The sequence below is a fragment of the Gluconobacter sphaericus NBRC 12467 genome, from assembly GCF_006539125.1.
GTDB classification, from domain to species: domain Bacteria; phylum Pseudomonadota; class Alphaproteobacteria; order Acetobacterales; family Acetobacteraceae; genus Gluconobacter; species Gluconobacter sphaericus.
In genome coordinates this window covers 175092-191816 of sequence record NZ_BJMK01000004.1, presented here as the reverse complement: position 1 = coordinate 191816, position 16725 = coordinate 175092, and the positions used below count along the sequence as shown (strand labels likewise).

General features: G+C 58.0%; 13 protein-coding genes and 1 tRNA gene. 9 read left to right on the top strand and 5 right to left on the bottom strand.

What is annotated here, in order from left to right; genetic code table 11:
• Together GSP01_RS14690 and GSP01_RS04900 are read left to right on the top strand one after the other, a co-directional pair.
• Positions 1–239, top strand: a 239-nt coding sequence (locus GSP01_RS14690; RefSeq protein WP_373862337.1) for a hypothetical protein, incomplete at its 5' end; no start/stop codon positions are given.
• Between the two features lie 60 nt (positions 240–299).
• Positions 300–376, top strand: a tRNA-Pro gene (locus tag GSP01_RS04900).
• A 31-nt stretch (positions 377–407) separates the two neighbouring features.
• On the opposite strand, the gene GSP01_RS04895 is transcribed toward GSP01_RS04900, so the two are convergent.
• The 3 genes from GSP01_RS04895 to GSP01_RS04885 all read right to left on the bottom strand — a co-directional run bounded on the left by GSP01_RS04895 (position 408) and on the right by GSP01_RS04885 (position 2914).
• Complete coding sequence (locus GSP01_RS04895; RefSeq protein WP_141351297.1) at positions 408–1523, bottom strand: AI-2E family transporter; 1116 nt, start codon at positions 1521–1523, stop codon at positions 408–410.
• 105 nt (positions 1524–1628) lie between these two features.
• Positions 1629–2075 (bottom strand): DUF3574 domain-containing protein, encoded by a 447-nt coding sequence (locus GSP01_RS04890; protein ID WP_141351295.1) that lies wholly within the window; start codon positions 2073–2075, stop codon positions 1629–1631.
• The gene (locus GSP01_RS04885; protein WP_255320863.1) at positions 2072–2914 is read right to left on the bottom strand and encodes an NUDIX hydrolase; all 843 of its coding nucleotides are present in this window, start codon (positions 2912–2914) and stop codon (positions 2072–2074) included. Before GSP01_RS04885 ends, GSP01_RS04890 begins: the two co-directional genes overlap by 4 nt.
• Positions 2915–3036: 122 nt before the next feature.
• On the opposite strand from GSP01_RS04885, the gene GSP01_RS04880 reads away from it, so the two are divergent.
• From GSP01_RS04880 to fusA, 3 genes are all read left to right on the top strand, one after another.
• Positions 3037–4818 (top strand): ABCB family ABC transporter ATP-binding protein/permease, encoded by a 1782-nt coding sequence (locus GSP01_RS04880; RefSeq protein ID WP_228123781.1) that lies wholly within the window; start codon positions 3037–3039, stop codon positions 4816–4818.
• Positions 4819–4889: 71 nt separating this feature from the next.
• Positions 4890–5192 carry a 50S ribosomal protein L28 gene (gene rpmB, locus GSP01_RS04875; protein WP_041110511.1) on the top strand — a complete coding sequence of 101 codons (303 nt, stop codon included), beginning with the start codon at positions 4890–4892 and terminating at the stop codon, positions 5190–5192.
• A 169-nt stretch (positions 5193–5361) separates the two neighbouring features.
• Positions 5362–7464 carry an elongation factor G gene (gene fusA / locus GSP01_RS04870; protein WP_141351280.1) on the top strand — a complete coding sequence of 701 codons (2103 nt, stop codon included), beginning with the start codon at positions 5362–5364 and terminating at the stop codon, positions 7462–7464.
• Positions 7465–7972: 508 nt separating this feature from the next.
• On the opposite strand, the gene GSP01_RS04865 is transcribed toward fusA, so the two are convergent.
• Together GSP01_RS04865 and GSP01_RS04860 are read right to left on the bottom strand one after the other, a co-directional pair.
• On the bottom strand, positions 7973–9556 hold the full coding sequence (locus tag GSP01_RS04865; RefSeq protein ID WP_141351278.1) for a S10 family peptidase: 1584 nt from the start codon (positions 9554–9556) through the stop codon (positions 7973–7975).
• An 89-nt stretch (positions 9557–9645) separates the two neighbouring features.
• Entirely contained in the window at positions 9646–12423 is a 2778-nt protein-coding gene (locus tag GSP01_RS04860; RefSeq protein WP_141351276.1) for a phosphoenolpyruvate carboxylase, read from the bottom strand.
• A gap of 127 nt (positions 12424–12550) precedes the next feature.
• Here GSP01_RS04860 and GSP01_RS04855 point away from each other — a divergent pair, with 127 nt between their 5' ends.
• The 4 genes from GSP01_RS04855 (at position 12551) to sufC (ending at position 16712) form a co-directional block, all read left to right on the top strand.
• A complete protein-coding gene (locus tag GSP01_RS04855) occupies positions 12551–13840 on the top strand; it encodes a DUF445 domain-containing protein (protein WP_141351274.1) in 1290 nt (429 codons plus the stop codon).
• A 120-nt stretch (positions 13841–13960) separates the two neighbouring features.
• Positions 13961–14443, top strand: coding sequence for an SUF system Fe-S cluster assembly regulator (locus GSP01_RS04850; protein WP_141351271.1), 483 nt, complete (start codon positions 13961–13963; stop codon positions 14441–14443).
• Between the two features lie 12 nt (positions 14444–14455).
• A complete protein-coding gene (gene sufB / locus GSP01_RS04845; protein ID WP_141351269.1) occupies positions 14456–15940 on the top strand; it encodes a Fe-S cluster assembly protein SufB in 1485 nt (494 codons plus the stop codon).
• A 1-nt stretch (position 15941) separates the two neighbouring features.
• The gene (sufC, locus tag GSP01_RS04840) at positions 15942–16712 is read left to right on the top strand and encodes a Fe-S cluster assembly ATPase SufC (RefSeq protein ID WP_141351267.1); all 771 of its coding nucleotides are present in this window, start codon (positions 15942–15944) and stop codon (positions 16710–16712) included.
• Positions 16713–16725 lie beyond the last annotated feature (13 nt).

Below are 16725 nucleotides of genomic sequence, written 5' to 3'. Positions count from 1 at the left end.
CCGAAGCCGAAGCCGAAGCCGAAGCCGAAGCCGAAGCCGAAGCCGAAGCCGAAGCCGAAGCCGAAGCCGAAGCCGAAGCCGAAGCCCCCGATTCTGCTCTGCTCGTGACGCTGCGTGACGAAAATGAACTTCTTTTCAATACGCTGGAAAAGACTGAGGCTGAAAACAGCCTGCTGCGTTCGGAACTGCGCGAAATTCTCGAAGAGCTTCGCAATTTGCGAAATCTTCTGCCCGTCTAGTCACAATCCCCCATTGCGGTGACGGCGGGACACTGCTAAACCACCGCCACCGCAGGACGACGGGCAGTAGCGCAGCCTGGTAGCGCACCAGTCTGGGGGACTGGGGGTCGTGGGTTCGAATCCCGCCTGCCCGACCAGTCCTGCGGTAATTTCCTTTCTTTAAGGTCCTTAGTCTTCTGCATAGACGCCCTTGCGCGGATTTACTTCTGTCCAGAGCGTCCATAGCAGATGCAGTGCAGCCATGATGGCTGGTCCAAGGAATAGGCCCAGAAGACCCCAGGTCTCGGCCCCACCCAGAATTCCAAGCAGAACCCACAGAAACGGCATTTTCGTGCTGCCGCCAATCAGGGCGGGGCGGATGAAGTGATCTGCAATAAAGATCACGACGGAGCCGATGGCTGAGACGACGATCGCACCGATCATGCTGCTCTTTGCCAGTAGAAGCAGGGCTACCAGCCCAACGGTTGGCCAGGCTAGGAACGGGATCATTGCGGCCACGGCCGTCACCATCGCAAACAGCAGGGGTTGGGGGGCGCCTGTTGCCATGTAGACGATGCCCATGATCGCCCCTTCGCCCAGACCCACCAGAACAAGACCTGCCAGCGTGCCGTGCACGGAAGAGATCATCTGTTTGGCCAGGCTTTCACCTTGTTCGCCGAACAGGCGCTGCGATCCTAGCAGGCATTTACGGATGACGCTGTCTCCATCTTTAAGCAGGAAGAACAGCGTCAGGAGTGAGAATGCGAACAGCGTTCCGCGGCGTGCAAGCTGCGATCCGACCTGTTTTGTCATCTGCATGCCGTGTCCCACATCCACCGAATGAAGCAGATGAGACAGGCGTTGTGGGCTCGTCATATGGTTCTGCCACCAGTTGGTGGCCTGGGCGGACAGGAACGGTAGATGTGGGACCCATTCCGGCATTGGGATGCCGTTGTTTCGCACGTCATCAATCCATTCCAGTGCACTTCGTGCCTCATCGGCGACCTTTACGCCGACCAGTGAGACGGGCACCAGGAAAATCAGTGCTACCGCCAATGTGAAGACCATCGGCAGCCAGTCATTGCGGCCAAAGCGCAGCTCGGCCCTGCGGTAGAGCGGCCAGATCGAAATGGCGAACACGCAGCCCCACAGCAGCGCGGGCAGGAAACCCTTGAGCGTGTAAAGACCGATTGCCACGAAAAAAAGCGCCAGAAAGCCCCGTGCACGCCGTTGGATCGTTCCGGTTGAGGCGGAGGCCTCAACCGTGATGGTGTCGGAAGAAGGGGGCGGAGAAAAATCGGTCATGAGAATTCCGGAATAAAAATATGTCTGAACTGTCGTCCTGTGCAGAGAGGCCTGCTCCGAAGAGAGAAATCCGGATAAAAGATAGATGCAGGAACCTGAGCAACGCTATTCCACGAGCATGTTTTCGAATGAAGAGCAGCCGGACTGGATGGCTAGTCCGACTGCCTGCTGACTGAAACGTTTCTGATACGCCTGACGAATGGATTTCAGGTAAGGCTGCAGATTACGATCGGAAGACGGGGCTACGATCCAGACGATTCGCGATGCTTCTCGGGTGACCCGGTGAGCTACGGCATCATACCACTGTCCCTGCGCGTCAATCACGGTGAAACCTGCGGGAAAGCGCGGCGTGATTTCGCTGTTCACGAAATTCTGCCAGTCATCGCCATCGATGATGCTGCCATCGGGGCGTGTCAGGCCAAACATTAGCCTGATCTGCACACTGTTGCGGGTCTGGATTTCGCGGCACAGATTGGGTGTGACGCTGACCGGTACGATACATCCGCCGAGCAGCGGGGCTGTCAGGGACAGCAGAAGCAGCGTTTTCTTCATACAGTCCGATCCGTCAGAGCATTTTTCAGGATAGCGGCTTCAGCGGGAGCGAACAGGCCGCGGCGAATGAACAGGTCGATCAGGACAAGATTGACGTTAAACTTGAACGCATCGGTGTCCCGAACCAGCGCAACGACCTCCTGAATGGGTATAAGGTGAAAGCTCTCCACCTCACCGTCCTCCGCTACAGGCGTGAAATCATGCGGAAGGGTTAGATCATAGCAGTGTAGCACGTCCCGTCGCAGCCCTTCGGGGCGTTCAAGTGCGTATTCGATCCGGCTGACGGCGCGGGCTGTTGCTGCCAGTTCCGCCGGGATTCCTGCTTCTTCCTGCGTTTCCTTGATGACCGTTGTCTGTGGATCGAGGCCTGCGCTCATGCCTCCTGCGACTAGGTGGTCCAATTTCCCTGGATCCAGACGCTTACTCATACTGCGGCGGGCTACCCAAAGGAAAAGTCCGTCCTCACGTTCAACCAGACCGTTCAGATGCACGCCTTCGGCGGCTAACCCCAGAACAGGTATGGCGCCCCGATCCACCTGACCCAGAACGATGCCGCTGTCATTTCGGACATCAAAGGCTTCCTTATGGGACGCGTAAAGTCCCATGTCGCACAGTGTCTGAGAGAGCGGTAGAAGCTCTGTGCCGGTGTTTAAGCCGAAACTCTGGCCTCTCTGAATCCCAAGTGTTTGAAGTGTCTGTGCAGTTGTGGAACTGACCCAGCCGATCTGTTCTGCTTCGCAGAAAAACGGCAGACGGCCACCGGGCAGGACTGCGCTGTTGCAGGCTGCGATATGCCGAAGAAAGGGGGCGAGGGCAGGGGGGAAGGATTTGTCAGACACAAAGCGATATGTCGCATGCAGGCAGGTATTTGCAAAGCATCGCCTGCACTTCCCATAGTCTGCCGATGCTCAAGAAAACCGATTCGACATCTCAAGCGCTCTCCCTGTGGGTGTTGTGGCCCATGATCCGGCCTGAAAAACTCTGGCCCGACGCGACACGCATCGGTTTTGCACTGATTATTCTTTTGGTGGAAAGCGGCACGGCCGTCGCCACTCCCTGGCTCTTTAGCCGCATGATCAGCAGTCTATCACGTCCCGAGACCTTACTGGCTGTTCCGGTCTGGCTGATCGTCCAGTACGTGGTCATCCGGATTATTTCGGGGCTGGCGACCCCGTTGCGGGAGCTTCTGGTCAAGCCTGTTGGAACGGATCTTCAGCGTCGTGTGGCTGTTCTTGGCCTGCGTCACCTGCATAATCTGAGCGTGCGTTTCCATCTGGACCGGCAGACCGGTTCCCTGACGCGCACGCTTGATCGGGGGGCGGATGCGGTTGGGACGCTGTTGTCCCTGGCGCTATTTAACGTGTTGCCTAACGTTATCGAACTTATCATGACGCTGACCGTCATTCTGAAGATCTTTGACTGGCGTTACGTTGGACTGCTTTTACTGGCGCTCGGGCTGTATTCTGCTGTCTCTTATGTTTTTACCCGTCTGAGAATGACGGCGAGACGGGCCCGTAACCGTGCGAGCAACGAGGCCCAGCACCAGTTGGTGGACAGTATCCTCAATTTCGAGACGGTTCGCAGTTTCGCCAACGAAGAGCATGAAATTGCCCGTTACGATGCGGCCCGGAAGGATCTCCGGCAGGCTGAAATCAGCCTTCAGCGTTATGTCAGTTTCTCCCAGATTAGCCGCGGCATTTTGATTGCGGTCACGACGACGACCCTGCTGTCCATGGCGGCTCATGATATCGTGGCGCACCGGTTGGCGGTTGCGCAGTTCGTGTTGATCGGCAGCTATCTGAGCGGGCTGTATTCATCCGTTGGTGCCCTGAATTACGTCAGCGCCGGCTGGCGCAATGCGCGTGTTGATCTGGAGAATTATCTCGAACTGCTTGCTGTACGCTCCGAGATTACTCCTGCTGTCCAGCAGGTCCATCTGCAGGGAAAATTGTCGGAAGCGAGGGCGGCTTCCGTCGCGTTTCGGCATGTTTCCTTTGGCTACAGCCCAGCACGGCAGATTCTGCATGATGTTTCCATCACTATTCCCGCAGGTACGTCTCTCGCGATTGTCGGGCACACAGGGTCAGGTAAATCCACCCTAGGGCGCCTTCTGACCCGGGCCTATGATCCGACCGCAGGCTCGGTCTGCATTGACGATCATGATCTGCGCGATATTGCGCCGGCTGACATCCAGAAGATCATTGGCACGGTTCCGCAGGATACGGTGCTTTTCAATTCCAGTATTGGTGAAAACATTGCTTATGGAGACCTGTCAGCGTCTCGTGGAGAGATTGAGAAGGCGGCCCGGAGTGCGCAAATCGATACCTTCATCCGTGACCTTCCTGATGGGTATGACACTGTTGTCGGTGAGCGTGGCCTAAAGCTTTCGGGTGGAGAGAAGCAGCGTGTGGCCATTGCGCGCGTCATTCTCAAGGACCCACGCATTCTTCTGCTGGACGAGGCTACGAGTGCGCTTGATACCCGCACGGAGGTCGCCATCCAGAAGGAGTTGGTTGTCCTGTCGCAGGCGCGCACGACGATCATTGTCGCGCACCGTCTTTCCACGGTTCAGGATGCCGATTGCATCGTGGTGCTTGACGCAGGGCGCGTGGTGGAGCAGGGAAGCCACATGGAACTGCTGTCCGCAAGTGGCCATTATGCCGCAATGTGGGCCGCACAGGCGGGCGAAAACGTTGCTGGACCGCTCTCGGGGGTTGACGAAGCCCCCAAGCATACGTCATAAGCCGCGCCTGATTTACGGAACACGCCGGGCCTCGCTGTCCTGCGTCATCCAGCATCGAGGAAAGTACCACCATGTCTCGCCGTTGCCAGATCACGGGCAAGGGCGTGCTGACGGGCAACAACGTCAGCCACGCCAATAACAAGTCCCGCCGTCGTTTTCTCCCGAACCTGCAGGAGACCACGCTGATCTCCGATATTCTCGGTGCTTCGGTGCGTATGCGCCTGTCCACCAACGGTATCCGCACGGTTGAGCACAACGGTGGACTGGATTCGTTCCTGCTGGGTACGCCGAACCGCAAGCTTCCGACGGAAGCCCAGGTCATCAAGCGCCGTATCCTGCGCGTTCAGGAACGCAAGGCTGCCCAGACCGCCTGAGGAATTTTTGCCGAACTTTGTTTGGTAACAAGATTGCTCTTGAAAACCATGGCGGTCTGGGTCATTCAGCCGCCACTGGGATAAATCAGGTTCGGTCCTTTTGCAGGGCCGCAGCGGAGGTGTTTCGGTTCAGGCTGAAACACCTTTCATTGTATTTTGGAGGTTCTCCGTGTCCGAAAGCGTTCAGGAAGCCAAGTCGGCTCTCTCGAAGATTCGCAACATCGGTATTACCGCGCATATCGATGCCGGTAAGACCACGACGACCGAGCGTATCCTGTATTACACGGGTGTGTCTCACAAGATCGGTGAGGTCCACGAAGGCAACACCACCACCGACTACATGGCGCAGGAACGTGAGCGTGGCATCACGATCACCTCGGCTGCCGTGACGTGTGAGTGGAACGACCACCGCATCAACATCATCGACACCCCGGGCCACATTGACTTCAACATCGAAGTCAACCGTTCGCTCCGCGTGCTCGACGGCGCGATCTTCGTGATCGAAGGCGTGGCCGGCGTGCAGCCGCAGTCCGAAACGAACTGGCGCCTTGCTGACCGTTACAACGTTCCGCGCGTCATCTTCATCAACAAGCTCGACCGGACCGGCGCAGATTTCTACTACGCTTTCAGCACGCTGAAAGAGAAGCTGGACATCGTGGCTGTTCCGCTGCAGCTCCCGATCGGCGCCGAAGAAAACTTCGTTGGTGTGGTCGATCTGGTCGAGATGCGTGCCATCGTGTGGGAAGGCGGCGAACTCGGCGCCAAGTTCCACTACGAAGAGATCCCGGCTGACCTGAAGGAAAAGGCTGACGAAGCCCGCCAGGTTCTGCTCGACACGGCTCTCGCCGTCGACGACGCTGCCATGGAAGAGTACTTCGAGAAGGGCGACGTTGATGTCGCAACCCTGAAGAAGTGCATCAAGAAGGGTGCGATTTCCGGTGAATTCCGTCCCGTCATGTGCGGTACGGCGTTCAAGAACAAGGGCGTTCAGCCCCTGCTCGACGCGGTCATCGATTACCTGCCGGCTCCTGACGAAGTCGAAGGCATCCGTATTGCTCCGCCGGAAGGTGAAGAAGTCGACGAAGACTTCCTGCCGATCGTCCCGGTCGATCCGGATGGCAAGTTCGCTGGCCTTGCGTTCAAGATCATCTCCGACAAGTACGGCACGCTGACCTTTGTTCGCGTTTATCGTGGCGTCCTGAATTCCGGTGACACCATCTTGAACACGACGAAGGGTCACAAGGAACGCGTCGGCCGCATGTTCCAGATGCACGCCGACAAGCGTCAGGAAGTGAAGTCCGTTGGTGCCGGTGACATCGCCGCATTCGTGGGTCTCAAGGACACCGTCACGGGTGACACGCTTGCCGATGCTTCCGATCCGGTGGTTCTGGAGCGTATGCAGTTCCCGGTTCCGGTTATCGACATCTCCGTCGAGCCGAAGACCAAGGACGGCGTCGAGAAGATGACGCTGGCGCTGCAGAAGCTGACGGCTGAAGATCCGTCTCTGCACCTCAAGACCGATCAGGAAACGGGTCAGACCATCCTGTCCGGCATGGGCGAGCTTCACCTGGACATCATCGTTGACCGTCTGCGTCGTGAATACGGCGTCGATGCCAACATCGGCGCACCGCAGGTGGCTTATCGTGAGACGATCACGCGGCCGCATGTCGAGACCTACACCCACAAGAAGCAGTCTGGTGGTTCGGGTCAGTACGCTGAAGTCAAGATCGAATTTGCTCCGTCCGACAAGCCGGATGAGATCATCTTCGAGAACAAGGTCGTCGGTGGTACGGTTCCGAAGGAATACATCCCGGCTGTCGAAAAGGGCATCCGCATGCAGAGCACCACGGGTGTTCTCGCCGGCTTCCCGACGGTGGACTTCAAGTTCACGCTGCTCGACGGTAAGTACCATGACGTTGACTCGTCGGCTCTAGCCTTCGAAATCGCCGCCAAGGCCTGCTTCCGTGAAGGCATGAAGAACGCCGGTCCGGTGATCCTCGAGCCGATCATGGACGTTGAAGTCACGACTCCGAACGACCATGTCGGTGACGTGGTGGGCGATCTTAACCGCCGCCGCGGCATCATTCAGAGCCAGGAAACGTCTGGTTCGACCGTGATGATCCGTGCGCAGGTGCCGCTGAAGGAAATGTTCGGCTACATCTCGCACCTGCGTTCTGCAACGAAGGGCCGTGCGTCCTTCACTATGCAGTTCCATCACTACGAGGCCGTTCCTCGCAACGTGGCCGACGAAATCATCGCGAAGTCCGCCTGATTTCTTTGCCTCGGTGAAACATCAGACCCCGCCAGAGCAATCTGGCGGGGTTTTTTGTATTTCCCATTCAAGGAAGCCGACATCGTAGTCTGCATCCCGGAGATCCGTCGTTACAATTCTGTCGGTGAATTATTTCGCGCAGGCAGAGCAGTTTTGCGGCTTTCGGCTCTTCGTCCCATGAGGGAAGTTCAGCCAACTATAGGCTTTTGGAAACGGCGGAAGGAGAAGGACACCATCTGACGTAGCCTGTTTCCGGCTGAGTTGAGGCCGTGAGCAATCCGTTCCGTCTTTATTTCCGTCGTCCGGATGTGGATGCGCTGGCGGAGGCCTGCGTGGGACGGATGCTTGAGAAGGAAGGGTCTTCGATCAGGTCATGGAGTACGTACGAGTTTGCGCTCAACGGGCCTGACTGCGCCTTTGTGCGGATTGGCTGGTCTGTCCGTAAGGGGAGCACAAAAAAAGCGGCGGAAGGTTGCCCCTGCGCCGCCTTGTCCTGTCCCGTCAGAGATTAATGCAGATTGTCTGTCCGACGGATGAAGGCTGCAACGTTGTCATGAAGCTGCTGCAGGGTCGCCGGGTCCACATAGACCATGTGGCCAGACGTGTACTGCGCATATTCGATGTTCTTCTGTAGGCTGTTCGGCATCGGCAGATGCTTCATCTCGTACACGCCTTCAAAATAAGGCGTTGCGAGGTCGTAGTAGCCAGCATTGAGCATGACGTGCAGATTCGGATTGGTCTTCATTGCCATGGCCAGGTCCGTCATGACGTTAGGTTCGCCCTTAGGCTGGTAACCGTGGCCGGGCTGACGGTGATGGCTGTCCCAGTGGCCCTGACTGTTATAGAGGCGATAATCTTCGTCCGTGCCGTATTTGAGCGTGTTGCGGACATAGTCGTTGAAGACCGTGACATAAGCCGAGCTGATAGCGCTGGACTGCGGATCGTATTCCACTTCCTGGCTCATCGGATCGATTGTCGGGCTTGAATAGCGGGTGTCCAAACGGCCGGTCGCCATACCGGTCTTTGCCTGAAGCTGTTGGTCGAATTCGCCGCCATTGACGCGCAGATCTGCGCGCAGAATGTAATCGACGGGCAGGCCCGTGTAATCATGTAGCTTCGCCGCAATGGCCTGGCGCTGGTTTTCTGGCAGATCGGCACCCTGACGCAGAGCCAGCGTGTAGTCGGTCAGTGCGAAATGCTCGACTTCATGCAGGAACGCCTTCAGGTCCGGATGTTCGGCCGGCAAGCAGTGATGATACCACGCCGTTGCTGCATAGGTCGGCAGGGCCAGCACATAAGGGTCGTCCACGCCAGCATTGAACTGCGGGCTGTCATCGCTGTTGTCGTAGTTCAGGATCTGCGACAGCAGGATAACGCCATTGAAGTCGATGTTCTCGTCCTGCTCCAGGTCGTTGATGACTACGGCCGAACGCATCGTGCCATAGCTCTCACCGAATAGGTATTTGGGCGAATTGTAGCGGTGATACTTGGCCAGGAATTTCGAAATGAAGTGCGTAAAGGCTTCAGCGTCACCATCGACGCCAATGAACTCCTTGTTAGCATCCTTGCCCGCAATACGCGAGAAACCTGTGCCCGGCGCATCGATGAAGACAACGTCTGACACGTCCAGCAGGGATTGCGGGTTGTTGATGAGCGCATAGGGGGCGGCCGGTAGATGGGTGTCACCCGGCGTGTTTACGCGGCGCGGGCCGAAGGTGCCCATGTGAACCCAGACGGAGGCTGAACCAGGGCCGCCGTTATAAAGGAAGGTGATCGGGCGTTTTTCGGCGGGAACACCTTCTTTGAAATAGGCGGTGTAGAACATGGAGGCGACGGGCGCGTTCTTGCTATCGTCATCCTTGCCGCCATCGAGCTTGGTACCACGCTTGGCCAGGATATCGCCGGAATCGTTGTAGTCGTTGCCATGAACCAGAATGGTACCTGCGACTGCCCGGTAGGGGATGGTTGCGCCATTGACCGTTACGGTTCCGTTCGTCACGCTGTCAGCATTGGGCGCCGGTGTGGCAGGACCTGCCGCTAGAGCAGGCACAGCCATCATGGCTGCACCCAGAAGAAGGGCCTTGCGAAGCATGCAGAGGAACTTTCCGTTGGATGTTATGACGCGAGCTTTCTAACCGCAGACGGTCGCACTCGACAAGAGTTGCGACCGCGGATCATTCCTCATCCGAAAGCCCGGTTGGCGTGCATGATCGCCACGCCGATCTCACGCATTAGTGCAAAGCAGCGTGACAGCGGCGCGAAAATCTCCTCATGCTCCCGCGCAAAACCGGCGGCTTCAGCAGCATCACCCGGTTCCCCGAAGTCGAGATTAGCAACGCTTGGAGCGCTGATCGGGAACAGATCCTCCAACAGATGCAGCGCGCGCGGCACATCTAGGCAGAGGATCAGGTTCGTGATTGCTTCGCGTGTCAGGCTATTGCGCGGCCCGAAATAGGGGATGCGGGTTGAAAGCGTCCACAGCCGGTCGATGAGGGCAAAGCGGATGGCATGAAGCAGCTTTTCGCGTGCATCCATGCGGGGCGCATCCGGCCATGCTGCACGCAGGGCGATATGATCCGCCTGGATGCGCCGGAACATGGCCGGGCCATTGGCCCAGAAGCGCAGCAGTTCCAGGCCGTGCGAAATACACAGCAGGCTCTGACGCTCTTCATCGCTCCGGGCTTTTGCTGCACGGTCCAGCCAGGTTCCGGGATCAAGCTGATGGATCGTCGTCCGCAGTACGTCCAGATCCGAGTGCGCAAGGGCCTGACGGGCGAAATCCATGGCTTCGCGGAAACGCGAGGATTCCGTGGCGAACTGCTCGAATGTTTCGGGATGACGCTGTGCTGCGTTCCCAAGGCCATGCAGCACATTCGCCCACCAGCCGAGTTGCTGAAGAATGGCGTTATTGGGAATGGCGCGAAGCTGTCCCGGATGAGTGATGCGTGTGACCGTTGCCGCGTCCGACTGGCGTGCGGAAGGACGGGACCCCGTCTTATCGATTAAGGCTGGACCGAATGCGCTTAGTAGTGCCGCATAGCCGGGATCGTCGACCAGTGCGCCCATGTCGAGCGCGATGGTGGAAAAGAAATCCGATGCGAAGTCAGGCCGCGTATAAACTGGATCTTTCGTGTCCAGTGGGATATCGGCCACATGTTCTGCCAGCGTTGCGATGGTGGAGGCTGCAAGGGCCTTCGTGCCGAACAGCGTGTAGCCGTCTCCACCCTGGAATGCGGTTTCCACCCGGCAGCCGATCCCGGCCTCGCGCATGGCAAGACGCGTACGGGCGGGGGAGAAATAGTCCAGACGCTGGCGCAGGCTGAACGGATGCGCCCCCCGTCCGATGCTTTCGCCGTGTGTGTCGAACAACGTCAGGGACACGTCTTCAAGGCCGTGTTCCGCCAGCAGGGAAAGGGTCCGCATGCGCAACCGTTCGACCAGATTGGTCGCTGCGAGCTGTCCGACGTAACGGCCTGAGTCGGAGTATCCGAACTGAAGCGACAGGCGGCCGTTTGCTCGCAGATAATCGCGCCAGTGACTGGAGCGGAAAGCTTCTTCCAGAATGGTCTCGCCGTTCTCAAGCGCGCTTTCCGTCTCGAACAGCGGTGATATCTCGATCTGGTGGTCCTTGATCCCGAACAGGCGTGCCAGCCAGAGCGTGGCGAGCAGCGTATAGCCGCTTTCGGTCTCGGCAATGAGGAAGCGGATGGGCGAGCCAGAATCGATGTGCTTGAGGATCTGCGCCATCGTCATCATCAGTCGTGCGGCTGATGCGGGCTCGACCAGCAGGGATCCGAAATCCACAGCGCGGGGTTTCAGATCCGAAAGGGCCTCGTCGATTTTGGCCAGCAGAACGCGACGGCGTGAGGGCAGGGCAGGATCATCGGTCAGGCCAAGCCGGGTGCGGGCTACATTGTAGATCTGTGCGGCATTTAGCCTTGTATGGATTCGGGCGATCCCGAGGCCATGGTTCATGAAGCCGGCACGGATGGTCCGCAGGTGCAATCTGGCTTCATCATCCAGCTCGACCGCCGCGTCCTGGAACAGTGGCAGAAGTTCGGTGGCGTCGAGCAGCGCCTTGTCTCGGCAGGCAATCAGTGTCTGGGCAAAATCCTTGATGATTTCCGGAGCAGCATCCTTGCCGGTCGGGCAGGCGGCGTGCTGTGTTTTTACGGCTTCGATCGCCCGGCGCGCCCGCATGGCGAGTGCGCTGTCCTGCAGGCCCAGGCGTTCGAGTCCGTCCGTGAGACGATGCAGCTGGGAGGATTTCAGCTCAAGCCGGATCCGCAGCGTGTCCCACCAGCCGATGTCGTTCCGGCCGTCGGTGTCGAACCCGACCCAGCTTGCGAGGATGACGGGCGAGGGATCGACCTGACTGCCCTCGTCAGACCAGCGCTGGGACATTTCCTGCAGCAGTGCTTCGGTCAGATCGTCGAGCGCATCGCGCCCCCGCAGAATGGCTGCCAGCGCCAGCGCCTGTTCCTGCGCCAGTGTTGGGGGGGCCGGACGGCGATGCGTCTTCAGGCACGGCACTGGCTGTTCCGGATTTTCAGCACGCTGCGTCAGGATCTCATAGACGCCGTCCGCCAGTGCAAAGGTCGGGTGGGCGGTAAAGACGGCGGCAATCTGCGGCACCGTCAGGGAGACGGCATCGGGGGCCTGATCGACAAGGCGTTTTGCCACGGCTTCGAGGCGGCCTTGGGGAGCAGCAGTATCGAGCCCGATATAGGAGCGCAGATGTGCGGCCCGTTCCATGAAATGCTCGTCACGCAGGGCGCGGATGACATTCTCGATTTCGTCCAGCTGCGTCCTGTTCTCGCTCCGGTCGTCGTCCAACAGGCCCTGGCTAATGGATGCAATCAGGTCTGCGAGACCATCGCGCTCATGGAGAAGCCGTGACGTCATTGCGTTAATACGGTCATGGAGGGACGGATCGAGCCGGGAGGCGCAGTCAGACATCGGGAGCAGTCTCGCTTCTGCGGAGAAATGGGACGAAGACGGGGCGCAATACTTTTCATGCCCTGTCACCAAGTGCAACCTTGCTCTGGACGCGACAGCACGGGAGGATGATGCTATCGGTGCGCTCATGCACGCGGACACGACCCCACCCGTTTCCCGGAAATCCAGCACCACAGCTTTCTCACCCAGGTTCATGGCCGGTGGCTTGCTCGTCGGCATGGGTATTCTCGCTGCGGGAACGACACTCGCAGCCGCCCGTCATATCGGGGACGGTAGTCTTGCCTTTAGCCTGCTGCGCGCCGGGTCGCGGGCAGGTGTTGTTGGTGGTCTTGCCGACTGGTTTGCGGTTACGGCCCTGTTCCGTCATCCGCTGGGTCTGCCCATTCCTCATACGGCCATTCTGCCGCGGCAAAAAGAACGGCTCGGTCAGGCGCTGGGACGTTTCATTTCCGGTCAGTTCTTCACTGAGGACGATGTTCGCCGCGCCCTGTCGAAAATTGACCTCTCCAGCCTGATTGCCGACATGCTGAATGACCCGGCGAATCGACAGACGCTCGTCACCAGCATGCGCTCCGCCATCCCGGTGATGTTCGATCGGATGGAAGACGGGCGCGCCAAGACCGCCATTTCTCGCGCGCTTCCGGTTCTGCTGAATGGCGAGGAAATGGCTCCCCTCGTTTCTCGTGGCATGCGGGCGATGGTGGACAGCGAGATGCATCAGGAGGTCCTGTCCTTTCTGCTGGAGCGCATCAAGACGACTGTGACCTCCCGTGAGTCTGATCTGCGTCATTTTGTAGAAGAACGAGTGCGCGAGCAGGGGGGGCGTTTTCTGGGCTGGGCGATCGGTGGGTCAGTCGCCAGTCGTGTCCTCATGGCGCTCCATGCCGAGTTTGAGCGGGTTGATCCGATGGACTCGGAACTGCGGCACGGGTTCACCACCTGGGTCCGGGGTGAAATTGATCGTATTGAAAATGATCCTGCCCGGCGCAAGGATATGGCCGACACGATCACATCTGTTCTGACGCATACCAGCCTTAAAGGATGGAGTTCGGAGCTATGGGAGCGTCTGCGGCGCATGGTCGAGGAAGACAGCGGACGCGAGGACGGCTGGAGCGCTACTGTTATCGATGCGGCGATTGTTCAGCTGGCCAGTGCCCTGCGCTCCAATGAATCCCTGCGTTTGAAGGTCAATCAGGCTGTTGAAAGCACCGTTCAGCGGATCCTGCCCGGCCTGCGTGAAAAGCTCTCGGGGTTTATCGCGGCCGTTATGGCGGGCTGGGACGGAAACGATCTGGCGGCCCGGCTGGAGTCGCGAGTGGGTCGTGATCTGGCCTATATTCGTATAAATGGCACTGTCGTTGGTTTTCTTGCCGGAGCGGCGCTCGACGGCGTTTCTCGACTGTTTTTTGGTGTGTGACATTCCATGTCAGGCAAAGGTCGGGCACAGAAGTCTTGACCTTTGCATTGGTATGGGTCATTTGGAACAAATCAGGACTTATCAAGTCTTGAATTAGAACAAGATGCGAGTGTGCAAGCGATGCTGAGGCTCTCCAAACTAGCCGATTACGCTACTGTCCTTCTGGTCCATCTCGGTCGTCATGAAGGACTGGCAACAGCCGCAGCCCTTGCAGTAGAAACTGGCGTTCCCGAACCCACCGTAGCAAAGCTCCTTAAAGGTCTGGCCTCCAGCGGTCTGGTGCTATCTCATCGCGGCGCACGAGGCGGCTACCGTCTTGCGGGCGAGCTTGAGAAGGTGACCGTCGCCACTGTTATTGCGGCAGTAGACGGTCCTATCGCTATTACCGCCTGTTGCGACGGGCGCGAATGTGAGCACAGTTCCTTGTGCGGTTTATCGGGGCAGTGGGACGTCGTGAACGACGCCATTCTGAGCACACTCAATAGTATTACACTGGCGGATATGGGCCGACATGCGGAGCGCCTGCCACGGCGCGGCCCCGCTCTGGCTCCTATTGCCACCGTTGGAACGGAGTCTTCCTCCGTGACCGAAGCGGTTAGTTAAGGACAACACACCATGCCAGCCGTGACGGAAACCCGCGAGACAGTCGAAAAACTCGCGAAATCCAGCTACGAATGGGGCTTTGAGACCGATATCGAAATGGATATCGCGCCCAAAGGTCTCAATGAGGAGACGGTGCGCCTGATCTCCGAGCGCAAGGGCGAGCCGCAATGGATGCTGGATTGGCGTCTGAAGGCTTTTCGTGCGTGGCTGGAAATGGAAGAGCCTACTTGGGCTCATATCCATCATCCGCCGATCGATTATCAGGACGCCCATTACTTCGCTCAACCGAAGAAAAAGCCCGGTCCTAAAAGTCTTGATGAAGTTGATCCCGAACTGCTCAAGACTTATGCTAAGTTGGGCATTCCTCTGCACGAACAGGCCCTTCTAGCGGGTGTGGAAGGCGCTGAAGAAGCGCGTCTGCCTGTAGCGGTCGATGCTGTTTTTGACAGTGTGTCCGTCGCAACGACCTTCCGTAAAACTCTTGCGGAAGCTGGTGTTATCTTTTGCCCGATTTCCGAGGCTATCCGCGAACACCCCGAACTGGTCCAGAAATATCTGGGTACGGTCGTGCCGGTGTCCGACAACTTCTTCGGGGCGTTGAACTCTGCCGTCTTTACCGACGGCTCGTTCGTTTACATCCCTGAAGGCGTCCGCTGCCCGATGGAACTGTCTACCTATTTCCGCATTAATGCGCGCAATACGGGGCAGTTCGAACGCACGCTGATTATTGCTGAAGACCGAGCCACAGTCTCCTATCTGGAAGGTTGCACAGCGCCCCAGCGTGACGAGAACCAGCTTCATGCGGCTGTGGTCGAACTCATTGCTATGGAAGACGCCTCGATCAAGTATTCCACCGTCCAGAACTGGTATCCGGGCGATGATGAAGGTCGGGGTGGCATCTACAACTTTGTCACCAAGCGTGGCATCTGCCGTGGCGCACGGTCCAAGATTTCGTGGACCCAGGTTGAAACCGGCTCTGCGATCACATGGAAATATCCGTCCTGCGTGTTGGCAGGTGAGGGATCAGTCGGCGAGTTCTACTCGGTTGCAGTGACCAACAACCATCAGCAGGCCGATACGGGCACGAAGATGATCCATCTCGCGCCAAACACGCGCTCGACGATTATCGCCAAGACCATTTCCGCTGGGCACTCTGATAGCACCTATCGTGGTTTGGTCCGCATGCAGCCCAAAGCGCGTAACGCACGCAATTTTACGCAGTGCGACAGTCTGCTGATTGGCGATCAGTGCGGTGCGCACACAGTACCTTATATTGAAAGCCGTAACATGACGGCGCGCGTGGAGCATGAAGCGACCACGTCCAAAATCTCCGAAGACCAGCTCTTCTACTGCCGTTCGCGCGGCCTGTCGGAAGAAGATGCAGTTGGTCTGATCGTCAATGGTTTCTGCCGCGAGGTGCTCAAGGAGCTCCCGATGGAATTCGCGGTCGAGGCGCAGAAGCTTCTGCAGATCAGCCTCGAAGGAAGTGTGGGTTAATATGAGCGATTTTCTGAAAATTCAGGGTCTTCAGGCCCGCATCGACGCCGACGGTACGCCCAAGGACATTCTCAAGGGGCTCGACCTCGAAATCCCCAAGGGTGAAGTCCACGCGATCATGGGGCCAAATGGCTCTGGTAAATCCACGCTGTCTTATGTGCTTGCCGGTCGTGACGACTACGAAGTGACGGGTGGGTCAGCCACTTTCAAGGGACAGGATCTGCTGGCTCTTGAGCCCGAAGAACGCGCTGCGCTGGGTTTGTTTCTGGCATTCCAGTCACCGGTCGAACTTCCCGGTGTGAATAATGCGAATTTCTTGCGTACGGCCGTAAACGCCGTTCGTCGGGCGCGTGGTGAAGCCGAAATGGATGCAGTGGCTTTTCTCAAGGCTGTTCGTGCCGAGACCAAGCATCTCTCCATGTCCGACGACATGCTCAAGCGTGCAGTTAATGTCGGCTTTTCGGGCGGCGAGAAGAAGCGCAATGAAGTGCTTCAAATGCGTCTGCTTCAGCCGTCTTTTGCTATTCTTGACGAGACGGACAGTGGTCTGGACATTGACGCCCTGCGTATTGTCGCTGAAGGCGTGAATTCCCTGCGCAGCCCGGATTTTTCGGCTCTGGTTATCACCCATCATCAGCGTCTGCTCGATTACATTGTGCCGGACCGCGTGCATGTTATGGCGCATGGCCGCATCATCCACAGTGGCGGTCCCGATATCGCCAAGACACTTGAGAAGCAGGGTTATACCCAGTTCCTCGAGGCAGCAGCGTGAGCGGAGCTCCCAC

What these genes read in the sequence shown, in the direction of transcription:
- GSP01_RS04890 (WP_141351295.1), bottom strand. Translation starts at nt 2,075, where the DNA reads ATGAAGAAAACGCTGCTTCTGCTGTCCCTGACAGCCCCGCTGCTCGGC.
- GSP01_RS04860 (WP_141351276.1), bottom strand. Translation starts at nt 12,423, where the DNA reads ATGTCTGACTGCGCCTCCCGGCTCGATCCGTCCCTCCATGACCGTATT.
- rpmB (WP_041110511.1), top strand. Translation starts at nt 4,890, where the DNA reads ATGTCTCGCCGTTGCCAGATCACGGGCAAGGGCGTGCTGACGGGCAAC.
- GSP01_RS04865 (WP_141351278.1), bottom strand. Translation starts at nt 9,556, where the DNA reads ATGCTTCGCAAGGCCCTTCTTCTGGGTGCAGCCATGATGGCTGTGCCT.
- GSP01_RS04850 (WP_141351271.1), top strand. Translation starts at nt 13,961, where the DNA reads ATGCTGAGGCTCTCCAAACTAGCCGATTACGCTACTGTCCTTCTGGTC.
- GSP01_RS04895 (WP_141351297.1), bottom strand. Translation starts at nt 1,523, where the DNA reads ATGACCGATTTTTCTCCGCCCCCTTCTTCCGACACCATCACGGTTGAG.
- sufC (WP_141351267.1), top strand. Translation starts at nt 15,942, where the DNA reads ATGAGCGATTTTCTGAAAATTCAGGGTCTTCAGGCCCGCATCGACGCC.
- GSP01_RS04855 (WP_141351274.1), top strand. Translation starts at nt 12,551, where the DNA reads ATGCACGCGGACACGACCCCACCCGTTTCCCGGAAATCCAGCACCACA.
- sufB (WP_141351269.1), top strand. Translation starts at nt 14,456, where the DNA reads ATGCCAGCCGTGACGGAAACCCGCGAGACAGTCGAAAAACTCGCGAAA.
- GSP01_RS04880 (WP_228123781.1), top strand. Translation starts at nt 3,037, where the DNA reads ATGATCCGGCCTGAAAAACTCTGGCCCGACGCGACACGCATCGGTTTT.